Source organism: Edwardsiella ictaluri ATCC 33202, from assembly GCF_000264785.1.
Taxonomy (GTDB): Bacteria; Pseudomonadota; Gammaproteobacteria; order Enterobacterales; family Enterobacteriaceae; genus Edwardsiella; species Edwardsiella ictaluri.
The window spans coordinates 49,688-69,436 of the sequence record NZ_AFJI01000077.1; the positions used below are offsets into that span (position 1 = coordinate 49,688).

The 19,749-nt window shown below is 58.4% G+C and carries 14 protein-coding genes and 2 pseudogenes; 5 read left to right on the forward strand and 11 right to left on the reverse strand.

The genetic code is table 11. The features are described 5' to 3' along the window. Window positions 1–344 precede the first annotated feature (344 nt). A pseudogene (locus EIEH_RS19045) lies at window positions 345–608 on the forward strand (transposase); the annotation flags it as partial. Between the two features lie 239 nt (window positions 609–847). Here EIEH_RS19045 and EIEH_RS11465 read toward each other — a convergent pair. Both EIEH_RS11465 and EIEH_RS11470 read right to left on the reverse strand, forming a co-directional pair. Continuing rightward, entirely contained in the window at window positions 848–1,939 is a 1,092-nt protein-coding gene (locus EIEH_RS11465; protein ID WP_015870729.1) for a Tle-like phospholipase domain-containing protein, read from the reverse strand. 3 nt (window positions 1,940–1,942) lie between these two features. After that, entirely contained in the window at window positions 1,943–2,338 is a 396-nt protein-coding gene (locus EIEH_RS11470; protein ID WP_015870728.1) for a hypothetical protein, read from the reverse strand. Between the two features lie 366 nt (window positions 2,339–2,704). Here EIEH_RS11470 and EIEH_RS19720 point away from each other — a divergent pair. Next, a pseudogene (locus EIEH_RS19720) lies at window positions 2,705–2,821 on the forward strand (IS5/IS1182 family transposase); the annotation flags it as partial. 90 nt (window positions 2,822–2,911) lie between these two features. Here EIEH_RS19720 and dcuC read toward each other — a convergent pair. From dcuC to pepN, 9 genes are all read right to left on the reverse strand, one after another. After that, a complete protein-coding gene (gene dcuC, locus EIEH_RS11475; protein WP_015870727.1) occupies window positions 2,912–4,273 on the reverse strand; it encodes a C4-dicarboxylate transporter DcuC in 1,362 nt (453 codons plus the stop codon). Window positions 4,274–5,193: 920 nt separating this feature from the next. Beyond that, a complete protein-coding gene (locus EIEH_RS11480; RefSeq protein ID WP_015870724.1) occupies window positions 5,194–6,384 on the reverse strand; it encodes a CaiB/BaiF CoA transferase family protein in 1,191 nt (396 codons plus the stop codon). Window positions 6,385–6,402: 18 nt separating this feature from the next. Next, window positions 6,403–7,314, reverse strand: a complete 912-nt coding sequence (locus EIEH_RS11485; RefSeq protein ID WP_015870723.1) for a hydroxymethylglutaryl-CoA lyase — start codon at window positions 7,312–7,314, stop codon at window positions 6,403–6,405. Between the two features lie 14 nt (window positions 7,315–7,328). Beyond that, window positions 7,329–8,273: a transketolase family protein gene (locus tag EIEH_RS11490; RefSeq protein WP_015870722.1), complete on the reverse strand. Its 945-nt coding sequence runs from the start codon at window positions 8,271–8,273 to the stop codon at window positions 7,329–7,331. Continuing rightward, window positions 8,266–9,114, reverse strand: coding sequence for a transketolase (locus EIEH_RS11495; RefSeq protein ID WP_015870721.1), 849 nt, complete (start codon window positions 9,112–9,114; stop codon window positions 8,266–8,268). Before EIEH_RS11495 ends, EIEH_RS11490 begins: the two co-directional genes overlap by 8 nt. Before the next feature lie 27 nt (window positions 9,115–9,141). Next, a complete protein-coding gene (locus EIEH_RS11500) occupies window positions 9,142–10,419 on the reverse strand; it encodes an SLC13 family permease (protein WP_015870720.1) in 1,278 nt (425 codons plus the stop codon). Window positions 10,420–10,658: 239 nt separating this feature from the next. Beyond that, window positions 10,659–11,036, reverse strand: a complete 378-nt coding sequence (locus tag EIEH_RS11505; protein ID WP_015870719.1) for a VOC family protein — start codon at window positions 11,034–11,036, stop codon at window positions 10,659–10,661. A 190-nt stretch (window positions 11,037–11,226) separates the two neighbouring features. Further along, window positions 11,227–12,126, reverse strand: coding sequence for a LysR family transcriptional regulator (locus EIEH_RS11510; protein WP_015870718.1), 900 nt, complete (start codon window positions 12,124–12,126; stop codon window positions 11,227–11,229). 226 nt (window positions 12,127–12,352) lie between these two features. Beyond that, window positions 12,353–14,974 (reverse strand): aminopeptidase N, encoded by a 2,622-nt coding sequence (pepN, locus tag EIEH_RS11515; RefSeq protein ID WP_015870717.1) that lies wholly within the window; start codon window positions 14,972–14,974, stop codon window positions 12,353–12,355. A 352-nt stretch (window positions 14,975–15,326) separates the two neighbouring features. Between pepN and pncB the strand changes: the two genes are divergently transcribed. The 3 genes from pncB to ompC all read left to right on the forward strand — a co-directional run bounded on the left by pncB (window position 15,327) and on the right by ompC (window position 19,550). Continuing rightward, window positions 15,327–16,532 carry a nicotinate phosphoribosyltransferase gene (gene pncB / locus EIEH_RS11520; protein WP_015870716.1) on the forward strand — a complete coding sequence of 402 codons (1,206 nt, stop codon included), beginning with the start codon at window positions 15,327–15,329 and terminating at the stop codon, window positions 16,530–16,532. Window positions 16,533–16,743: 211 nt separating this feature from the next. Continuing rightward, window positions 16,744–18,144, forward strand: coding sequence for an asparagine--tRNA ligase (gene asnS / locus EIEH_RS11525; protein ID WP_015870715.1), 1,401 nt, complete (start codon window positions 16,744–16,746; stop codon window positions 18,142–18,144). Between the two features lie 323 nt (window positions 18,145–18,467). After that, entirely contained in the window at window positions 18,468–19,550 is a 1,083-nt protein-coding gene (gene ompC / locus EIEH_RS11530) for a porin OmpC (protein ID WP_015870714.1), read from the forward strand. Window positions 19,551–19,749 lie beyond the last annotated feature (199 nt).

A 19,749-nucleotide genomic window follows, 5' to 3' on the forward strand; every position in this document is an offset into this window, starting at 1 on the left:
CCTTTCCCGCAGATTTATTAGCTATGATATTGTTTATCAACATATTATAAAGAGTGCAGCGGAGAGGATATACAATAAAGCGGGACCGCGCCGATCCGGCGTCCGGCGGCGTGTTATGCCCAGCCTGCGTACGCGCGCTACGTCCTGCTCTGACTCGCATGAAACGGCCCGCTGGCGCGGCGGTTGGCAGCCGCCGCTCATCATCCAAATAGAACTGATACAGGATGCGGTATCGATAACTGCCCCCAACTTACTCCTGCTCCAACTGGGCCTTGTTGAATACATCGAACTTTTAGCGGATCGCCGGATCAGATCACGGTCATCCTCACGACATCAGCTCTCCTGTGGCAAGGCAAAAGTTCACAATCCCCCACTGGCCCGACGACGACAGAGCACTCGGCAGCGCGCTTCGCTGGCGCTCTGGCGTGACGACCCGGCCATTGCCACATGGACTGAAAACGCCCCCTGAGCGTCGGGGCCGACCGCTTCACTACACCGATATGGCTATCACTGCGGCTCTGATGATAAAGCGCGAGTGCAACCTGCCACACCGGGCGTTACAGGGCTTGATTAACCCAACGTTTAAACTGATGGCGCTGCCGCTGCAGTCTGATTTTTTTACCGACAAGGTTGATGTATTCGCATACTCCGTTTGCAACATCTGTTGATGCCATGCGGTATCATCAATAACAGCATTGAGTCAATCTTATGACTTCAGCACTGCATGGGCATTCGGGAGGCAGTGCTGATTGTGGCTGCACCGAGGCCTGTAAACAGGCCTCGTCGTGGGGACAGAATTTACCGCCGACTCCGGGGCAGTCCAAGCAACGGCGCGAAAGTATCTCCGTTATCCGTATCGATTCGCCTGACCGAGCTGATCAGGTGGAGGGAATAAGTAGGCAAGCAGATGGTGATGCGTCATCGTTTCCGAATGGGCCCAGTTGGTGACGCGGCTACAGAAGTCGACATGTTCGCTAAGATGCAGGCCCGATTGATTATCATTGGGCAGGGTCAGGGTTTTTCCTATATTTGAAATGCTGCCAAAGACCCTGTGCATGCTCGGAACAGGATCTCCCTTAATATTGACATGCAATATATCCCTGCTCAGCGCGTTAAACTCACGGACAATATCCTCGGGTGGTACTCCATTTTTTGCCAATTCATCGGCAATATCCCGCTTCAATTGCGGGCCAAGCTCGGCGGAGGAGAAGTTTATCGATGTTACCGGCTTCTTAATTTGTGCTCCCAGCATCATGGCGGCGTAGGCGGACTCGCCCCCCCCCTTGGAGTGACCCGATACGCTCAAGGTATAACCGGACAACTCCTGATTCAGGTTTTTGACCAGTTGCGCTGCCTCTCGATAACTGTCCGGTGTACCCGAGAAGACATTCTTTATATTTGCCAGCCATTGTCTGACCGTCGAGGCAAAGTTACCCCAGGTTCGGGCAGTCAGGTCCCCCGCTTTTTCACCGGAGGTGGTACCACCGAAGACGACGCGTGCTTCCTTGGTTCTCTCATTGATGAAGAGGTAGGCCGTTAAACCACTCTTGGTGAGGATGCCATTTTCACCGAGATTCTTCTGCCCCGGACCGACGCTCTGATCCTGCAACAGTTTCCCCGCACCGATCTCCCACCCCTTAGTGGTCGCCACCCGAAGCTCGTTCTGATTCTGGGAGTAGGGGAAGTTTGCCAGCGTGACATCGGCAATGAGGGTGGACTTGATGGCCTTAATGGCCGCCTCGTCATCCAGTGATATCCTTTCTGCCTTGATCTGCCTCAGATCGGCGCTAGACACTGCTGACGTATTGAGCGAAGTCCTGGAGGAGGCAAGCGGAGCCGCGACATTGGGGGTCTGTTGTAAGCCGCTGGTACTGGCTTGTCTCTCTCCGCTTGCCGAGCGGGAGGCAGCGACATGCGTGGCAACACTGTGAATCAACATAATTTACCTCCTCTCGGTCTCGATAACTGCTGAAAACAACCCATTGCGCGCCTGCCCCGAACGCTGCCAAAACTCGGCCACCGACTGAATGCTGATCGCCTCACAGGGCAGCGCCGTCGACAGCACCACCGTGAGGTTGTCTTCAGCTAACGAAAATGACGCAAAACCAATAATCTCGGGATGGTTGTTGAGCAGCAGCAAATTCTTGTGTAATTCCGCATCCTGCGGCAATGCGGCCGGCTCAATGGGAAACATGATCAATAACCGGGATGAGTTCAGCTGAATGGAGCAGTAGTGCTCTCCGTCGCTATGACTCAGATGACACTCACCATCCTCAAGTTGCCATTGGCCGCCTGACATATCGGATAACCATTGATTGACCAACGCCTCCTGATTCATCGCACCCCGCAGAAACCCTGACTGTTACACAGGTGAAAAATGTATCACTCGAATGCAGCAAGATATATACATATTCAGTCACAACATTTAACTTTTCAGCCTTTAAATGGCGCTCTCCGCACGCTGGTTTTCTGTTTTTGAATGGTTCAGGATGCTGGACCAGAGTCAATGGTTACGAAATGGTAAAACGCACCATTGCGGCACGGAGGTCAGGTATCCCCATCGTCTTCTGACCCGCGCAGACTGAAAATGAGGATCCGCTCACCGGTGAACCGGATGCGCTTTAGCGGGTACGCTCTTTTCATCCTGGTGGAGCAACCAACGGATTTATCGGGAAAAGCCACGGTGAGACTTGGTTAATGAAATGGCCGTCTGACGGTGTATCGTTTTATCATCACACGTGATGATAAAACGACAAGGAATTATCTGGCGGTGGTTAAACGGGGTTGCATCCGACGGTGTTACAAAAATCTATGCCATTAAGGAATACGCCTGGATGAGGCATCTTTATTATATTGGCCCACGTAGCGCGGGCCTCCGTCCGGCTATTGCGCAGGTTTTGTCCCGCACCGCCTACAGCCACAGCAGATTCAGCGCCAGATTGACGGCGGCGGCCACGGCCATGGGGATCGCGGTACGCTTCACCACCTGCAGCGGCGAAACGTTCGCGATAGCGGCAATGGCAACGATAGCGGCGGTGATCGGCGATACGGTGCGGCCAAAGCTGGTCATGATCTGCATTGGCAGCATCAGGGTGATCACCTCGATATTCAGCGAGCCGGCAATATCCGGCGCAATCCCCGCCAGCGGAAAAAACGCCGCATTACCGGAACCCATCAAAAACGCTGCCAGCGCCAGCATCAGGCTCATGATCACCATCATGGTACCCACGCCAAAGCCCGCATGATGCATACCGTCGGTCAGGGCATCGATCGCACCAATTTTGATCAGCCCATTGGCAAAGACCTCACCGCAGATAATCAGCGAGACGACCAGTACAAAGGCCTTGCCCATGCCGTCAATAAAGATCATCAGACTGCCCAGCACCTGTTTGGGCTGCCGCAGGCGAACCAGCTCGAACAGCATGGCGGTCAGAATGCTGATCAGCATCGCCGCCACGATAGAAATGCGCACCGTCGAAGCAAACAGCGGGCTAAAGGCCATGATCAACGCCAGAGGCAATACCGGTAGCAGGGCATAGCAGAGCGGTGGCCGCGACGGCAGCGATGCCGCCTCTGCTGCACGCTCCTCCGTCAGCGGCGCTGCCGTTTCGCGCCGATCCCACCAGCGCTGCACCACATAATGGCTCAGGGCCACGGCGGCAATAATCGGCAGGGTAACGGGCAGCTGATGATGCACAAAATAGATAACCGGATCCATCCCCGACAGTTCCGCCGCCAAAATTACCGGCCCGCTGGGACCATGATCGATAAACTGGGCGCAGCCGATCACCCCCAGCGCCGACAGTTTGCTGACTCCGCAACGAATAAAAATAGGGTACAGCGTGACCATCAGCAGCAGCGCCAGACCGGAGTGGCTGGGAATAAACAGCACCAAAACCTGTGAGAGAAGGAAGCCCAGTACCAGCAGCAGATAGGGGGAGCGAATGCGCCTAAGCGGTCGCTCAAAAATGGCGAACAGCGCATGGCTGGCCCCTACGTGCTCCATATAGCGGGCAAAGCCCGAAATCGTCATGATGGTCAGCCCAATCCCGGCCAACCGGTTACTCATTACGCTGCCAATCAGGTAAAAGATATCAAAATAGCGCCAGTTAGCGCTGTGTTCGGCCACCATCAGCGGCGTATCCCGTAGCCACGCGGTGAAAAACAGCAGGGCTACGCCCCCCAACAGCAAAACAGCCTGGGGCGCAGCCCCTTTCAACAGGCCGTATATCACGAGAATGACGACGAGGACGGCAATAAACAGGGTCAGCATGACGCGTTTCTCCTTAATGACCGATAGAGGTGGAAAAAACAGGCGTCGTAGCAAGAAAGGGGGATAAGGGGAAAGGATAAACAGACTATCCCGGCAGTGTCCCGCGGCGTCAATGCAAATCACGTTAATAGTATTAATCAATGCTAAAACGTTATTAATCAATGCAGGGAAAGAGCCTATGCCAGCGGCGGACGCAGGCCGCACGGAGAGAGTGGCTCGATATGACAACGCTGCCGGTACCCCGCGACACCCTTCCGCGCGCGGGTAAGTCCCTCTATCGCGCTCTCCCGCGTGTTTCCCCGCCTCACCTTCCCCTAAACGGTGTCGGTGAGACTGCCTGCAGCCAGCCCGTCCCCCACCGGTATTGAGCGACGTCCCCGCGGCGCGGACGGCAATAATCGCCCACCCGCTATGACCGTCATCGCCGGAAGATGCTCACCGTGATGTACCGCTCCGTCATGCCCGGCAAACGTCAGCATGGGTACATGCCTGCCATCATATGGCCGCCTGCCATCACACTCTGCACCCGCACGCCGTCAGTAATCATAAATAAATAATTATTTATAATATCCATTTCAATAAGTGGTTTTAATAATGGAAAAAGCGCTCTCAATGCAGAGCCCCTTATCCGTGCAGCGTACAGATAATCGACTGAATACGCGCCATACCGGGTGCTATTTAATCGATGGAGGCTGACCAGCCTGATGCTGCTGCCCTATGTTTATCCTGTTTTGAACCTATATAGCCGAATCCCTTCTTAAGCTGCGGACGTATTGATATAAGTACCTTCTCCATCGTGGAAGCCGCAGGGGTATTTTCCCTGCGGCACGATGCGCCGTGATGAAATGCCGGGGAGGCGATCCACGCTACGGCGCGAGGCGCGATTCACCGCCCGCGGCCATGGGATCCTGCGCGCCCCGCTACAGCACCCCCTCCCGCTGTAATGCCTGAAACATCTCGGCATCAATACCGAGATGTTTCTGCAGGATAGCCAAGCTGTGCTCGCCCAGCGCCGGTGACGCCTGCGGCGCGCGGTACTCATCTGCGCTTAGCTTGATCGGGTTGCCGGTGATGGTCACCTTACCGGCACGCGGATGCTGCATATCCACGAACATCTGCCGAGCCCCGGCGATGTGGGGATCCTGCACCACCCGATCGATCGTGTTGATGGGCCCCGCCGGGATCCCTACCGCCAGCAGCCGTTCAATCGCCCGATCCATCATCTGATCGGCCAGCCACCTTTCGACGATCGCCTTCAGCGCAGCGCTGTGGCGAATGCGCAGCGGATTGGTGACAAAGCGGGGATCGTCAATTAGCTCCGGCTGCGCCATCAGATGACACAGCGCATGATAGAGCTTATCGTTACCGGCGCCGATCACCAGAGTACCGTCCAGACAGCGGAAAGAGTCATAGGGGTAAATAGACTCGTAGCGGTTCCCGTTGCGGCCTGGCACGATGCCATCCACCAGATAGATCTGATTGATGATCTCCATTCCGGCAACCACGGAGTCCACCAGCGCCACGTCCACCTTTTGCCCCTCACCGGTGCGCTGTGCGCTGTGGCAGGCCGCCAGCACGCCGGTGGACATAAACAGACCGGCCAGCACATCTGCAATGGCCGTGCCGCAGCGGGTCGGCTCCCCATCCGGCCAGCCGGTGGTGCTCATCATCCCCCCCATCGCCTGGCCGATAATGTCGTAACCGGCGCGCGCCGCATACGGGCCATAGTGGCCAAAGCCAGAGACACAGCCGTACACCAGGCGCGGATTGACCTGGCGCAGTTGCTCATACCCCAGCGCCAGCTTTTCCATGGTACCGGGACGAAAGTTCTCCAGCACGATATCTGCCCGCGCCACCAGGCGTAAAAACAGCGCTCTCCCCTGCTCACTCTTCAGGTTGAGGGTCATCCCCTGCTTGTTACGATTCAGGTTCATGTAGTAGGCGCTCTCCCCGTTGACAAAGGGGGCAAACGAACGGCTGTCATCGCCTTTACCGGGCAGTTCTATCTTGATCACTTCGGCGCCCATATCCGCCAGCAGCATGCTGCAAAACGGCCCGGCCAGTACGCGGGTCAGATCCAGCACCACGATGCCCGCTAACGTTTGTTCCATCTGGTCACTCCTTTGGCTCTAAGGGTTAAAATCTTTCTGGCGGGCGCTGATGTGTAAATGGTGGCCGCTGTAGCTGCCCCCGACATGCTGATGCAGATGTTTCGCCGTGGCCAGCAGGCGGGAAAAATCGATCCCGGTCGCCATCCCCTGCGCATGCAGCAGGTAAACCAGATCCTCCGTGGCCGTATTGCCGGAGGCGCCCGGCGCAAAGGGGCAGCCGCCCAATCCCCCCAGCGACGTCTGGATGGCATCGACCGGCCAGGCCGCCGCCAGATAGCTGTTGATGATGCCCATGTTGCGCGTGTCATGAATGTGGATATTGAGCTTCACCGCCGGAAAAGCCGAGCGCACTGCGTTCAGGGTCGACAGCACCTGCTCAGGGTAGGCCACGCCGATGGTGTCGCACAGCGTAAACTCATCGATCCCCTCGGCCGTCAGGGCCGTAATCAGCGCCAGCAGCGGCGGCGTGGCCATCCGCCCCTCGTAAGGGCAGCCAAAGACAGTCGCGATATCCTGCACAATGTGTACCTCGGGAAAGCTCTGGCGAATGCGGGCGATCTCATCCAGCGACTGGCGGTGCGTTTTATTCACGTTTTTCAGGTTATGGGTCTCGCTGAGCGAGATCACCGGGGTTATCTCGCGATAACCGCACGCCTGCGCCAGCCGGGCGCCGTGAAAATTGGGCACCAGCGCGGAGAACTGGCGATCGGGATAGCGTGGAATACAGTGGCGGCTGATGATCTCGGCATCACGCATCTGGGCGATGGCCGCCGGGCTAACGAACGAGGTAAGCTGCATACGCTGTACCCCCGCGCTGATGATCCCCTCAATAATCTCGATTTTCAGCGCAGTGGGAATAAAATCGCGCACGTTTTGGAACCCGTCACGCGGGCCGATCTCCACAATATTTACGCGGGTCTGCTCTGTCATTACCACTTCTCCTTTTATTGGCCGCCCTTGAGTGCCAGCGCCCGCTGGGCGGCGGCGACGATATGTGCGGCATCCAGCCCATAGCGGGCCATCAGCGCCTCCGGCTCACCGCTCTCGCCAAAGCTGTCGTCCACCCCCACCCGGATCACCGGGCAGGGACAGCGCTGCGCCAGCGCCTCGCACACCGCGCTGCCCATGCCGCCGTTTCTCTGGTGCTCCTCTGCGGTGACCACCGCCCGCGTCGCCTGCGCCGCGGCACAGATGAACCCGACATCCAGCGGTTTCACCGTATGCAGATCCACCACCATCGCCGAAATCTGCCGGTCCGCCAGCACCTGGGCCGCCAGCATCGCCTGATACACCAGCGCCCCGTTGGCAAAAATCACCAAATCCGTGCCATCGCTGACCAGACGCGCCTTGCCCAGTGTAAAGGGGGTCTCCGGCCCGGTTATCAGTGGCGTCGCCTCGCGGCCAAAGCGGATATAGGCGGGACCGGGATGCTCTGCCAGCGCCAGCGTGGCCTTTTCGGTCTCCAGCGCGTCGCAGGGTACGACCACGGTCATATTGGGCAGCGTACGCATCAGCGCCACATCTTCCAGCGCCTGATGGGTCGCACCGTCCGGGCCGACCGAGATCCCGGCGTGGGCACCGGCCAGCTTGACGTTCAGATCGCCGTAGCACACCGTCGTGCGGATCTGATCGAAGGCGCGCCCGCTGAGAAACACCGCATAGGTGGCGGCAAAGGGCAGCATACCGCTCAACGCCAGCCCCGCTGCCGTCCCCACCATGTCCTGTTCGGAGATCCCCATATTGATAAAGCGTTCGGGATAGCGGGCCGCCAGCCAGTTGCTGCGCGTGGACTTCGCCACGTCGGCATCCAGCGCCACCAGCCTGTCATCGTGCTCTGCCAGATACAGCAGGGCGTTACCATAGCCGTCACGCGGCGGAACCTTATTCATCGCGGCCTCCCGGATCCCGTTCCTGATATGCCTGGATCTCATCCAGAGCCTGAGCCAGCTGCGCCGCATCCGGCGCCTGACCGTGCCAGTTGGCCTGGTGCTCCATAAAGGAGACCCCTTTGCCCTTGATTGTATCGGCGATGATGACGCTGGGGCGTACCGACTCCAGCACCACGCTGCGCAGGGCCTGCAGCAGCGCGCTCAGACTGTGTCCCTCAACGCACAGGACGTTCCAGCCGAAGGCACGCCACTTATCCGCCACCGGCTCAACCCCCTTTACCTCTGCCGTGGTGCCATCCAGCTGCACATGGTTGTTATCCACGATGGCGCAGACGTTGCCCAGACCGTAGTGGGCCGCGGTCAGCGCAGCCTCCCACACCTGGCCCTCCTGCAGCTCACCGTCGCCCAGCAGGCAGTACACGCGCCGCTTAACCCCCTGCCTGCGCAGCCCCATGGCGATGCCGTTGGCGATCGACAGTCCCTGCCCCAGCGAGCCGCTGGAGCAGTCCAACCCCGGCACCACGCTGGCGTGCGGGTGTCCCTGCAGAATACTGTCCAGACGGCGCAGCGTGTCCAGATGGTGAGGGTCAAAGAAACCGCGCCGGCACAGCGCGCTGTACAGCACCGGGGCACAGTGCCCCTTGGAGAGAATAAAGCGGTCTCGATCCACATCGTCCGGTCTGGCCGGATCGATGCGCATCACGCCGCCAAAGTAGAGCGCGGTGACGATCTCCACGGCAGAAAGCGATCCTCCGGGGTGGCCGGAGCCGGCCTGGTGGATCATCCGCACAATGTCTGCACGGATCTGCCGGGTCATACGCCGCATTGCGGTGATATCCATACGATTGACTCCCGTTACTGGAATTACTTAAAACAGGCCGAACACGCCCAGCCAGGCCAGCAGGCTGAGGAAAACCACACAGAAGAGGGACCAGAGGAACAGGGTGATAAACAGCCGCGCCTGCGGGATCTTGTTTTGCGCCGAGTCGCTCTCATTGGCCGACATGATCAGGGCGCCGACGGTCGATACCGGGCTGAACCCTGCCGTAGAGGAGATAATGCCGATCACGCTGACCAGCTCGATCGCCGAAATGGCGCCATCGCTGCTGCCGATCAACGAGGCGACCGTCGGCAGCATGGTGGGCAGTACCACGCCAATGGTGGAGGAGAACCAGCTCATGATACCGGTCACCGCACCGGTTACGGTGATCAGGGTGGCGGGGGTAGAGATCTGATTGATGGTGCCGATGATAATATCGATGCCGCCGGACTTACTGACCAGATTCATCAGCATACCGACGCCGCCGACCATGATCAGGGTCGGCCAGGGAATACAGCTGATGGCGGATTTTTCGTTTTCTACCCGCGCCAGTAGCAGCAGCACCGTCATCAGAAACGACGCCAGCCCTACATTCATGTTAAACAGCACCACGCACAGCACCATCAGCACAATCGAGAGCAGCACCACTTTCTGCTGGGTACTCAGCGGGTTTATCCGGGAAAAGCTGTCGACCCCGGCGCCGCCGTCGGCGTTCCCTCCGCTAAAGGCGCGCACCCGGTGACCGCCGTAGGCAAAGAAGAAAATCAGCGCCAGCACCCCGGCGCCGATGCCGGTGTTCAGCATCATCTGCACCAGATTGATCTCGATGCCGGACTGGGACATCAGTTGGGTCACCAGCACCCCCTCGGGGGTGATCATCGAGAAGCGCCCGCTATAGGTGGCGACGTCACCGATCAGCATCAGCATAATGCTGTTATAACCGGTACGGTGCGACAGCGGCACGGCGATCACCGCCACAAAGGCCAGCGCCGGGACACAGCCCGGCCCGATGGCCGACAGCACATAGCCCATCACAAACATCGCCACCGGCACCAGATAAATACGCCCGCCGATGCGCCGTACAACGTTCTTCATCACCACTTCCAGCGCACCGCTGTTTTGCACGACGCTAAAAAACAGGGTGACGCCTAACAGGGTAATAAAGAGAGAGGTACTGAAGCCGCTGATTAACTCGCGCTCGCTGAACTGACTGCTGCCATAGCCAAGGATCACCACCATGGCGATCGCCAGCAGGCCTACGTTCACTTTACGCCAGAACCCCAGCGCAATAATGGTAAAGAGAGAAAACAGAGAGAGTAGAGCCATGGGTGTTGCCTCCGACGGTCTCCGTATCGGGCCATGGTGCAGCGTCGCCATAAATTCAGCGTGCAGAAAGCCACACCGCAGAAAAGCGATTAATACAGAGAGAAGAGGTTAATTATCTGCTGACCACGCCAACCTATTATGTTCCCCGCGCCCCGGAGGAAAAGAAACCGCAAATACCATCCATGGTCAACCGCTGTAATAATAGAATTTGATTATTATGCTATCGGTAAGCCCATCTATTATTTATAGACACTGATCTCGACCAGATTACCGTCAGGGTCGCGCAGGTAGACGCTATCAATCGGCCCCTGGGCACCGGTGCGCGGCACCACGCCGAGTTCGATCTCCAGCCCCCGGTTTTCCAGCTCAGCCTTGATTTGTTCGATATCACCTTCGGCGACAAAGCATATATCCACACTGCCATAGGTCACGTTTTGCGCCGCCGGGGTAAATTCGGCCTTCTGACGGTGAATATTGATTTTTTGCGTACCAAACGTCAGGGCCAGACGGCCATTGCGGCTGTCCAGCGACATCCCCAGACCGGCGACATAAAACGCCAGCGTTTTCTCCACATCCTGAACCGTAATCACTACATGATCTATGCCTGTAATTAACATAAAACACCTCATGATAAATCAGCGTAATAAATATAACTTCCCTGACTTATCATCCACGGCAGCAGCAGTGGATGAATCAACTTACACTAATCGCCGCGCCAGACGCAGGCAAAGGAATTTTACGCCATCATCGATTCCATAATGGAAACCAGCGCACGCCGCCCGTGGATATTCCCCGGGGAGCTCCCGGCTATTTCAACAGGTAGCTATACAGCATCCGCGCCGCCGGCAGCGCCTGCGCCTCCTGGCTGATGGAGACATACAGCACCCTTTCCGCCCACTCATCGCGCAGTGCGATGGCGCGGATCCCCTGCTGACGCAGTCCGACCTGATCCAGCGTCTGCGCCGGCAGTATGCCGACGCCGATCCCGGATCTCACCATCTGACTGATGGCGCTGAAGTCGTTGCTGCGCATGGTCACATTCAGATCCCGCCCGGCCAGCTGCGCCTGGGCAGCGATACACTTATAGATGGCGCTGTTGAGGTTGAAGGTCACAAAGCTGTAGTCCAGCGCGCTGGCAAACCACACCCGCTGCTGCGAGGCCAGGGGATGCGTCTCGGCCACCAGCAGCACCAGGCGATCGGCGTTATAGGCTCCCCCCTCCAGCCCTACGGCGGCCGCGGCGGCAAAATAGATGCCGATATCGGCGCGGTTCTCCACCAGCGCCCGCCTGACGTCGTCGCTGTCGGTTTCTGTCAGCATGATGCCGACGTCCGGGTGCTGATGGAGAAAGGTGCTGATATCGCGCGACAGAAACTGAATAATAGACGAGGTATTGGCCAGCAGGCGAACCTGATGGCGCTGACGCTGACGCAGGCGCTGTACCGTCCCCCACAGGCGATCCAGGCTGCCCACCAGATACCCCGCCTCGCGCAGCAGGGCCTCTCCCTCGCGGGTCAGCGCCATCTTCCCGGGCAGGCGCTGGAACAGCGTCAGCTGCGTAATGCTCTCCAGCTCATGGATCCGTTTGCTGACGGCCGACGGCGTCATATGCATCAGCTCGGCGGTCTTTGACATGGAGTGGTTATCTGCAATCAGGCAAAACAGGGCGATGGTTTTCACATCGATACGTTGCAAAGGATTACTCATCGTCACCTCGCATCGGTATATATCCGTACCGGGGAGAATCCCCGGCATCATCTCCGCTATATAAGCCCCATCGCCGCCGTGCGCCCAGCACTATTTCCCGGAACTCTGCGCCAGAGCACGGCCCGTCGCCTTCCCACACCGCACGGCAGCGACAAAAATACCGGCCCGCAGGCCGGTATCGTCATGGCGTGGCACCGCGAGCCGAAGGATGCGCGGCGGCGAGGGATCAGGCCTCCAGTGCCCGGGTGATCTTCTCATACAGATCACCGGAGAGATTTTCCAGCGCCAGCAGGGACTCCAGCTGCTGACGCATCAGAGCCTGACGCCCGGCGTCATAGCGCTTCAGCCGGATCAGCGGATCCACCATGCGGGCGGCGACCTGCGGATTGCGGGTGTTCAGATCCATCAGGATCTCCGTCAGGAAAGCATAGCCAGAGCCGTCGGCCGCATGGAACGCGCGCGGGTTCAGCTGGGCAAAGGCCCCTACCAGCGCCCGGGTGCGGTTCGGATTGCTCAGGGTAAATGCGCGGTGTTGCAGCAGCGCGCGCACCTGGGCCAGCACCCCATCATCCGGTGCGGTCGCCTGCAGGGTAAACCACTTATCCATTACCAGCCCATCCTGATGCCAGCGTTGATCGAACTGCGCCATCAGCGTCTCGCGACAGGGCAGCTGTGCGGCCACCGCCGCCGACAGGGCGCCGAGCGCATCGGTCATATTATCTGCATCGCGATACTGGGTGCTGACCAGGGCATCCGCCTGAGCCACATCATCACCAAACGCCAGGTAGCGCAGGCAGACGTTACGCAGCGCCCGCCTGGCGATATCGCCATGCTCGATGCGGTACTGCGGCGTGGTGTTGCGCTGATACGCCTGCAGCCACTCCGCCGCCAGCTGCCGGGCCAACAGACGGGTCAACGCCTGGTGTACCTGGGCGATGGCCCCGGGGTCGATCTGGCTGAACAGCTCGGCCATCTCCACCTCTGACGGCAGGGTCAGGATCTGCGCCCGCAGCGCCGGATCCTGGCGCTCATCCGCCAGCACGCTGCCAAACGCCGCCACCACATGCTCCGGCAGCGACAGAGGCTGCCCCTGCTGGCTGCGCGAAACGTTCAGACGCACATACTTGGCCAGCAGCATCTGTGCCGCGTCCCAGCGGGCAAAGTCGTTGCGCGCATACTGCATCAGGAAGGTCAGCTGGCGATCGCTGTAGGGATACTCCAGGCGTACCGGCGCGGAAAACTCCCGCAGCAGCGACGGTGTCGGCGCCTGCGGCACGTTGTCAAAGGCGAAGCTCTGCTCCGCCCCGGTCACGCTCAGTACGTTACCGACCGGCTCGCCGTTCACCACCAGCGGGATCACCTCGCCCTGGTCGTCATACAGCTCAATATCCAGCGGAATATGCAGCGGCAGCTTCTCCGCCTGATCCGCCGTGGCGGGGGTCGTCTGGGTCACATACAGCCGGTACTGCCGGCGCTCGGCGTCATATTCGTCGCGCACCGTCAGCAGCGGGGTACCAGACTGGCTGTACCAGCGACGGAACTGCGTCAGATCGATGCCGGAGGCGTCCTCCATCGCCTGGACAAAATCGTCGCAGGTCGCGGCGCTGCCGTCGTGACGCGTAAAGTAAAGCCGCATCCCCGCCTGGAACCTCTCCTCTCCCAGCAGGGTGTGCATCATGCGGATCACTTCGGCGCCCTTCTCATACACCGTCAGGGTGTAGAAGTTATTCATCTCGATCACTTTGTCGGGACGGATCGGGTGCGCCATCGGGCCGGCATCCTCAGCGAACTGGGCGCCGCGCAGCACCCGCACGTTGTCGATGCGGTTCACCGCCCGCGACCCCAGATCGGAGCTGAACTCCTGATCGCGGAATACGGTCAGCCCCTCTTTCAGACTCAGCTGGAACCAGTCGCGACAGGTTACCCGGTTGCCGGTCCAATTATGGAAATATTCGTGGCCGATCACTGACTCGATATTCAGATAATCCTTGTCGGTGGCCGTCTGCGCCTTGGCCAGCACGAACTTGGCGTTGAAGATATTCAGCCCCTTGTTCTCCATCGCCCCCATATTGAAGAAGTCCACCGCCACGACCATATAGATATCCAGGTCGTACTCCAGACCGAAGCGCTGCTCGTCCCAGCGCATGGCGTTTTTCAGCGAGGTCATCGCCCAGTCGGCGCGATCGAGGTTACCGCGATCGACGTACAGCTCCAGCGCCACCCGACGCCCGCTGCGGGTAATAAAGGTATCGCTCAGCCGATCGAAGTCACCGGCCACCAGGGCGAACAGATAGCAGGGCTTGGGGAACGGATCCTCCCACTGCACCCAGTGGCGCCCGTCCTCCAGCTCGCCCTGGCCTACGCGGTTGCCGTTGGACAGCAGGTAGGGATAGCGCGCTTTGTCCGCTACGATGCGGGTACGGAACCGGGCCAGCACGTCGGGGCGATCCAGACAGTAGGTAATATGGCGGAAGCCCTCGGCCTCGCACTGGGTGCACAGCGCCTCGCCTGACTGGTATAGCCCCTCAAGGGCGCTGTTTTGCGCCGGATGAATCTCGTTGACGATGGTCAGGGTAAACTGCGCCGGCAGTCCGTCGACGATCAGCTGATTACCCTCAATCCGGTATGCCATCCAGGTGACGCCATCCACGGACAGGCTGCGCAGGGTCAGCGCCTCGCCGTCGAGCACCAGTGCCGCCCCCGGGCTCCCCAACCGCATCACCTGACTGACGGCCGTCACCGTTGTGCAGTCCGCATCGAGTACAAAATCCAGCTCCAGATCGGTAATGGTGTAATCCGGCGTTTTATAGTCGCGGCGATATTTCGCCTGTGGTTGTTGCTGAGTCATAGCTACCCTTAATTGGCTGTCTTTGGAGGAGCGCCAGGCGCCCGACCCCGTCGGCCGGTTTACCTGTGCAATCCGTACGGCATCGTATCTGTCCGGTACCGCACACGCCCCGCATTGTCGCAGCATATAGCGTACGATGGGATAGCGCCATACTACCCAATCGGCAGCGTTAACACACCGCGCAGAGTGCGATCGGTCACCCTGCCATCCAGCCGCGCCGCGCTGGCAGGGACGCCCAATCAGCAACCTGTCAGGCGCCATTTGCGCAGATTATCGGTTCATTCTGCGTATAAACTAGGTATACTCCTTCGACTTTTGTCAATAATCCCTGACGAGGATGCAGTAACGCGCCATGACTCAAGATGTCTCCCCGATTATCACTTCGCTGCTGGACACCGACGCCTACAAACTGCATATGCAACAGGCGGTGTACCATCGTTACCGCAATGTCAGCGTAGCGGCGGAGTTTCGCTGCCGTGGCGATGAGCTGCTGGGGGAATACGCCGGCGAGATAGCCAACCAGGTCAATCTGATGGGGCAACTGGCCCTGACGCAGGATGAGTATGACTATCTGGCCGCCCTCCCCTTCTTCCAGCGCGACTATCTTGACTGGCTGCGTACCCTGCGCCTCGATCCGCGCCGGGTGGCTATCAGCAACGATCGCGGACGCCTGAACATTCGCATCAGCGGTCCGTGGCGTGAGGTGATCCTGTGGGAGGTTCCCCTGCTGGCGGTGATCAGCGAGGTGGTGCACCGCCACCGCTCGCCCCATATCACCCCGGAGGTCGCCGCGGCGCAGCTGCAACGGCGTCTGAGTGAGTTCCGCCATCTGAGCGCGGACGTCGATCTACGCGGTTTCCACCTGATAGACTTCGGCACCCGCCGCCGCTTCTCACGGGCGGTGCACCAGGCCATCCTGACCACCCTGAAGAGTGAGTTCCCCTACCTGAGCGGCACCAGTAACTACCTGTTTGCCAAACAGATGGCGCTGACACCGCTGGGTACCCAAGCCCATGAATGGTTCCAGGCCCACCAGCAGATCTGTCCGGTGCTGGCTAACAGCCAGCGGGCGGCGCTGCAATCCTGGCTGGATGAGTACCCCGATCAGCTGGGGATCGCCCTGACCGACTGTATCACCATGGATGCGTTTTTACGCGACTTTGGCAGCCAGTTCGCCGGACACTATCAGGGGCTGCGCCACGACTCCGGCGATCCCATCGCCTGGGGAGAGAAAGCCATCGCCCACTATGAGCAGCTGGGCCTCGATCCGCAGGATAAGATGCTGGTCTTCTCCGATAATCTGGATCTTCCCAAGGCGCTGGCGCTGTATCGCCACTTCCATCACCGCATCAATCTCAGCTTCGGCATCGGTACCCGTCTGACCTGCGATCTGCCCGGCGTACGTCCGCTGAACATCGTCATCAAACTGGTGGAGTGTAACGGGAAGCCGGTGGCCAAACTCTCCGACAGCCCGGGAAAAACCATCTGTCAGGATGCCGCCTTCGTCAAGGCGCTGCGTAAGGCGTTCGATCTGCCGCTGGTCAAGCGCGCCAGCTGAGTCCCCCCGGCGTGCAGCGCCGCTGGCGCTGCACGCCCCCTGCCACAACGCCTCTCCCGGCGAAAGAGCGCTAAATCCACAAAAAGTTGCCCCGCGGGCGCTTAATTCCGCTTGTGTCTGTTTGCATGACAAGTAACATAGCATCATGCCCTCCACCCGTGAGGGGGTAAGGTTATTTGTCAATCAAGATTAATGTAAAAGAGAGAAATCTATGAGCGTAGTGCCTGTAGTCGACGTACTGCAAGGCCGCGTGGCGGTGGACACTGAGGTCACCGTTCGTGGCTGGGTACGTACCCGGAGAGATTCTAAAGCCGGTATCTCCTTCCTCGCCGTTTATGACGGCTCCTGCTTTAATCCGTTACAGGCCGTCGTAAATAATTCTCTGCCGAATTATGAAAGCGAGGTGCTGCGCCTGACCACCGGTTGCTCCCTTGAGGTCAGCGGCCGGGTCGTCGCGTCACCGGGCGAGGGCCAGAGCTTCGAGCTGCAGGCCACCGCCATTAAGGTGGTTGGCTGGGTCGATGATCCGGACACCTATCCGATGGCCGCCAAGCGCCACAGCATCGAATACCTGCGCGAGGTCGCCCACCTGCGTCCGCGCACCAACCTGATCGGTGCCGTCGCCCGCGTGCGTCACACCTTGGCACAGGCCATTCATCGCTATTTCAACGAAAACGGCTACTTCTGGGTCTCTACGCCGCTGATCACCGCGTCGGATACCGAAGGCGCCGGTGAAATGTTCCGCGTCTCCACCCTGGATATGGAAAACCTGCCGCGCAACGACGCGGGCAAGGTGGACTACAGCGAGGACTTCTTCGGCCGCGAAGCGTTCCTGACGGTGTCCGGTCAGCTGAACGGGGAAACCTATGCCTGCGCGCTGTCCAAGGTGTACACCTTTGGCCCGACCTTCCGTGCCGAAAACTCCAACACCAGCCGCCATCTGGCTGAATTCTGGATGGTCGAGCCGGAGGTCGCCTTTGCCGATCTGAACGATATCGCCGGTGTCGCAGAGGGCATGCTGAAGTATGTCTTTAACGCGGTGCTGGAGGAGCGCGCCGACGATATGGCCTTCTTCGCCCAGCGCGTGGATAAAGACGCCATTGATCGCCTGCAGCGCTTCGTCTCCTCCGATTTCGCCCAGGTGGACTACACCGATGCCATCACCATTCTGGAGAGCTGCGGCAAGCAGTTTGAGAACCCGGTATTCTGGGGCGTCGATCTCTCTTCTGAGCACGAACGCTATCTGGCCGAACAGCATTTTAAGGCACCGGTGGTGGTGAAAAACTACCCGAAAGATATCAAGGCGTTCTATATGCGCCTTAACGAAGACGGTAAGACCGTCGCTGCCATGGACGTGCTGGCGCCGGGGATCGGTGAAATCATCGGCGGTTCGCAGCGTGAGGAACGTCTCGATATGCTGGACAAACGTCTGGATGAGATGGGGCTGAAGAAAGAGGACTACTGGTGGTATCGCGATCTGCGCCGCTACGGTACCGTGCCGCACGCCGGCTTCGGCCTCGGCTTCGAGCGTCTGGTCGCCTACGTTACCGGGGTTCAGAACGTACGTGATGTCATCCCCTTCCCACGCACGCCACGTAACGCAACATTCTAACCAAATCGCTATCATAAAAAATACAAATTAGCAACAAAACAGAGGATCAGCAATGCTGATCCTCTTCCTTTTAAACTTAGATCTGTGTCACAAAGTCCTTATATTTTTACATCTTGAAACACACTATTTCATCTTGTTACTTCTATAAGATATTTGTATCATTTTGCCTGTGGATTATCCATGATGTGAATGGAACACTGCCAACCAGACATAGGAGGACACCATATTCTCTAGCTTAGTTCCGTAGGGAGTTCAAAAAATTCCCGATGGAATCAAATTAGGCAGTGGCAGGTGTCAAAAAAATAAAACCAATGAGGGTAACAATGATGAAACGCAATATTCTTGCAGTGGTAATCCCGGCTCTGCTGGTTGCTGGCGCGGCCAACGCGGCCGAGCTGTACAACAAAGACGGCAACAAGCTCAGCCTGTATGGTAAAGTGGACGCCCGTTATAAGTTCACCAACGATAAATCTGACGACGGCGATCACACCTATGCCCGCTTTGGCTTCAAAGGCGAAACCCAGATCAACAGCGAACTGACCGGTTACGGTCAGTGGGAAGCTGAGGCGAAAGCCAAAAAACCAGAAAGCGATTCCGGTAACTTTAAAACCCGTCTGGGCTTTGCCGGTCTGAAATTCGCCGACTACGGCTCCCTGGATTACGGCCGTAACTACGGTGTGGTCTACGATGTGGAAGCCTGGACCGACGTGCTGCCGGTCTTTGGTGGCGATACCTATGCCTCTCCCGATAACTACATGACCTACCGCACCAACAACGTGCTCACCTACCGTAACAACGGCTTCTTCGGCCTGGTTGACGGCCTGAACGTTGCCCTGCAGTACCAGGGTAAAAACGGTGCCGTAGGCGAAAGCAACAACGGTCGTGGCCTGGCCGAGCAGAATGGTGACGGCTTCGGTATGTCTGCCTCCTACGATCTGGGCTGGGGCGTCAGCGCTGCGGCGGCTTACTCCAACTCTAACCGTACTGTAGCCCAGAAAGAACTTGATGGCGCCAACAAGGCCGAAGTCTGGACCGCCGGTCTGAAGTATGACGCCAACAACGTCTACATCGCTACTATGTACGCCGAAACCCGCAACATGACCTGGGTCGGCGGCGACCAGGGTGGCATCGCACCGAAAACCAAAAACTTTGAAGCGGTAGCTCAGTACCAGTTCGACTTCGGTCTGCGTCCGTCCATCGCCTACCTGCAGTCTCGTGCAGAAGGTTACGGTGATAAAGTAGACGTTGTTAAATATGTTGACTTGGGCGCGACCTACTACTTCAACAAGAATATGTCCACCTACGTTGATTACAAAATCAACCTGCTGGATAACAACGACTTCACCAATGCAGCCGGTATCAGCACCGACAACATCGTTGGCGTTGGTATGATCTACCAGTTCTAATCCTGCGCGGCCGCCGGCCGTCATGGATATCCGATCAGGCAGGGCTTCGGCCCTGCCTTTTTATGGTTTTTTAAGTGACACCGGCGCTCAATGCCAGGCTGTTTACTGTTGTTTTTACAGTATTTATTCCGTATTTTCTGCCCTACACGCCACTTTATCTTCTTTTTCAGCCAAACGGTTGGCAAGGGTTTTCCATAGC